Origin of the sequence: Gelidibacter gilvus (genome assembly GCF_004115975.1) — a bacterium.
In the GTDB taxonomy this organism is placed as follows: domain Bacteria; phylum Bacteroidota; class Bacteroidia; order Flavobacteriales; family Flavobacteriaceae; genus Gelidibacter; species Gelidibacter gilvus.
This window is the reverse complement of record NZ_SDDZ01000027.1, coordinates 1-3,392: the sequence shown is the minus strand read 5'-3', so window position 1 is coordinate 3,392 and position 3,392 is coordinate 1. Positions and strand designations below refer to the sequence as shown.

Annotated in this window: 5 protein-coding genes; all 5 read right to left on the bottom strand. The window is 34.3% G+C overall.

The annotated features are described in order from the left end of the window. On the bottom strand, positions 1–844 hold an 844-nt coding region (locus tag ESZ48_RS19110; protein ID WP_145963515.1), incomplete at its 3' end, for an ABC transporter ATP-binding protein. 113 nt (positions 845–957) lie between these two features. After that, positions 958–1,164 carry a helix-turn-helix domain-containing protein gene (locus ESZ48_RS19105; RefSeq protein WP_129019102.1) on the bottom strand — a complete coding sequence of 69 codons (207 nt, stop codon included), beginning with the start codon at positions 1,162–1,164 and terminating at the stop codon, positions 958–960. 2 nt (positions 1,165–1,166) lie between these two features. Then, a complete protein-coding gene (locus tag ESZ48_RS19100; protein ID WP_129019101.1) occupies positions 1,167–1,685 on the bottom strand; it encodes a DUF2975 domain-containing protein in 519 nt (172 codons plus the stop codon). Positions 1,686–2,085: 400 nt separating this feature from the next. After that, positions 2,086–2,934, bottom strand: a complete 849-nt coding sequence (locus ESZ48_RS19095; protein ID WP_223266523.1) for an IS3 family transposase — start codon at positions 2,932–2,934, stop codon at positions 2,086–2,088. Beyond that, positions 2,883–3,338: a helix-turn-helix domain-containing protein gene (locus tag ESZ48_RS19090; protein ID WP_223266522.1), complete on the bottom strand. Its 456-nt coding sequence runs from the start codon at positions 3,336–3,338 to the stop codon at positions 2,883–2,885. Before ESZ48_RS19090 ends, ESZ48_RS19095 begins: the two co-directional genes overlap by 52 nt. Between the last annotated feature and the right edge of the window lie 54 nt (positions 3,339–3,392).

The following is a 3,392-nucleotide window of genomic DNA, read 5'->3' as shown; positions in this document are numbered from 1 at the left end:
CATCTTCTAAATCGGCTTCAGTTTGCATAAATCCGTTTAACGGATTTTCGTTGGAAAAAACTTTAATGCTCAACTTGCCAGCTTGCAGTTGCGTAGAAATAATGCCGTACTCATTTTGATATTCGGAAAGTTTATTTTTATCGATGTGTTTCTTCCAAACTTTACCATTAATTTCAGCAATAAACTTTTCAGGGTTGCCAGTTACCAGTAATTCTCCTTTATTGATAATTGCCATTTGAGTGCAAAGATTTCTAACATCTTCCACCAAATGTGTTGATAGAATTACAACAATGTTTTCGCCAATTTCACTTAACAAATTGTTGAAACGGTTTCGTTCCACAGGGTCTAAACCAGCAGTTGGTTCATCTACAATAATAATTCTTGGATTGCCTAAAAGTGCTTGGGCTACACCAAAACGCTGACGCATTCCGCCACTATACGTACTAACTGCTTTGTTTTTTTGTTCAAGTAAATTAGTCTTTTCGAGTAGAGCCAATATTTGTTCTATTCGTGTGTCTTTATCATTTAACCCTTTTAATATTGCCAAGTGATTGAGCAAGTCATACCCTGATATATTTTGATAAACACCGAAATCTTGGGGCAAATAGCCCAATTGTTTCTTAATGAATGTTGGGTTTTCAACAATATTTTCATCATTGAATATAATTGAACCGCTATCAGGTTGTTGCAACCCAATAATAGTTTTCATTAAGGTCGATTTCCCTGCGCCATTTGGACCCAATAAGCCAAACATTCCGTTTTCGATTTCAAGCGAAATATTGCTCAACGCTTTTACGCCATTGGCATACGTTTTTGTGAGATTTTTGATTTTTAAACTGTTCATTATTTGATTGATTTGATGAATTATAATGATTGATTCACGCTAAAAATTAGACAAAGTATTACCTGACAACTTCAATTAAGTAGTTGATATTTAACTAAATAAATGATTGAAAATTATTCTTCTACAAACTCCATAACATCGCCTGGTTGACATTCCAATGCTTTGCAGATAGCTTCTAAAGTATCAAACCGAAATCCTTTGGCTTTACCCGTTTTTAAAATGGATAAATTAGCTGGGGTGATATTCAGAATTTCTGCCAATTCTTTGCTTTGCATCTTTCGTTTGGCAAGCATTACGTCTATGTTTACTACTATCGCCATAACTATATGTATAAATCCTGTTCGTTCTGTAAATTGACACCTTGCTTAAAAATAGCATAAAGGAAATATGCAAATACGCCCATAAAAAAGTGGATTACAGCAGCCCATTGTAATCCATCATCTAATTTATCCGTGAAAATTGAAGCTAATAAAATTATAAATGAAGGCACAAATATATTAGCCAAACAGAACCATTTTAATTGATTTATGCCATAGGAAGTAAACAGTTTTGGCTGTTTAAAAGCATTGAAAACATTACTTACTAAAAGAAAGAAAATACCATAGGCTCCAATTGGAATAAGAAATTCAAATGTTTTATAGCTCCAATTATTCTCCCCGAGCAAAAACCGAGTCTCTGTAAATGGATAACAGACCGCAAAATAGTTTCCGTTATCTTCAAGAATGTAACTCCATTCGGTTAGTAATGAAAAGAGCGAATAGATTGTTACCAAAATATATAATATGGCGACAATTCTTGTGATATAGAATAAAATTGTAGAAATAATTTTGACATTCTTCATCTGACTAAATTTAATTAATTACTGCAAATAAACAATTAATTATTGTAATACAATAATTAATTGTCAAAATAAATTGAATTAGTAAAGAGAATTATCTGATATTTAGATAAACTTTTTCAGGAAGATATTTTCGTCAGTTTTTTAAGTGAGCGTTGGTTTTTCTTTCCGCACGTTATGTTTTTCACGAAAGATTTTATTCCGAAGCTTTTGAAAAGTTAAATTTATTCAATTCCTTACGCAATTCCCTTTTTCAGTTCATTCCGTTGGATTTTTAAATGTTAGCTGGATTTTTTGTATTATACTGATATAGGTTGACCTTTTTTCGGGTCTGTTTTGCACGTCCAAAAGATTTTTTTTAGCCGTTTAGAAGGCAAAAAAATCCTTTGGACTAGGTTCGTTCTTAAATCGTAAGTTCAGGTAAATCTACTTTATTTTTTCGATATGATTTGTATTTAATGTTTGGGTTTAAATGCACTTCAGCTGGTTTTCTTAGATCCAGGCTGAAATGGGTTCTTAAATGGTTATAGATATATACAGCTTGCTGGGTCATTTTCTTGGCCAACTCTGTATTTTTTATAGTCTGTTTCAGACCATATTCATATTTCAAAGTTCTATTAATGCGTTCAGCAACAGCATTTTCGTATGGGTCATATTGCTCGGTCATGCTCATTGTAATGCCATTGCTTTCTGCAAATTCGGTGTATTTGGGATTGCAGTATTGGAACCCTCTGTCTGAGTGGTGAACAAGCTTTTGACTGGGATATTTTCTGTTTTTGATGGCCATGGCGAGCGCCTCTGTGCAGAGGGATGTTCTCATATGGTCGTCCAGGTTGTAGCCCATAATCTGCTTGGAATAGGCGTCTGTTACCAAGGCCAGATAATTGTGTCCATTTTCAGTTTTAATATATGTGATGTCGCTTACCCATAGTTGTTCCGGTCGGGTAGGAACGTGGTCTTTTACCAGGTTTTTATATTTCTTGAACATATGGTTAGAGTTTGTTGTGGTAATGTAATTTTTAGATTTGGGCACCAATAGCTTATGCAGCCTTAGGAACCGATAGAACTTATCTCTGCCCATTTTGATATCCGCATTTATAAAGTCTTGTCTAAGGGCATCATAGAGCTTTATGCCACCCGTTTTAGAGCCTACCTTTTTACGGTAGTCCTTGACCATTGCAATTAGTTTCTGATGGTCTATTAGTTCTTTTTGCTGGGTTTTGAGTCGTTTGTGGAAGGCTTGCTTAGTGATCCCAAAGCATTGATAGAGCCATTTTCTTTTAAACGGTTTTTCTTCTTTAGCTCTATCTCTTTTGCTAATGATTTGGGCAATGAGTTTTTTGACATATCAACGCCTGTAATAAGTTCCATTTCAGCGATAATGTCCTGCTGGAAGTCTTTTACAAACTCCAGCTCTTCAATGCGTTCCCTTAGTTTTTTAATTTCATCGTTTTTGCTCATGCCTGTGTTCTGTTGTACTAAGGTACTATATTTTCTGATCCAATAGCTAATGGTAGTTCTGGGAACGTCATACTTTTTAGAAGCGAAATTTTTGGATACTTGGCCGTTCAGGATTTGGTCAACGACTAAAAGTTTAGTCTCTAAAGTTACTTTTTGGTAGCTTTTTTTTAGCCAGTGTTCTTTTTGTGTTTTCATAAGTGACTGTAATTAATTGATTAATTTTTAGTCAACCTATTTCAGGAAAGTACA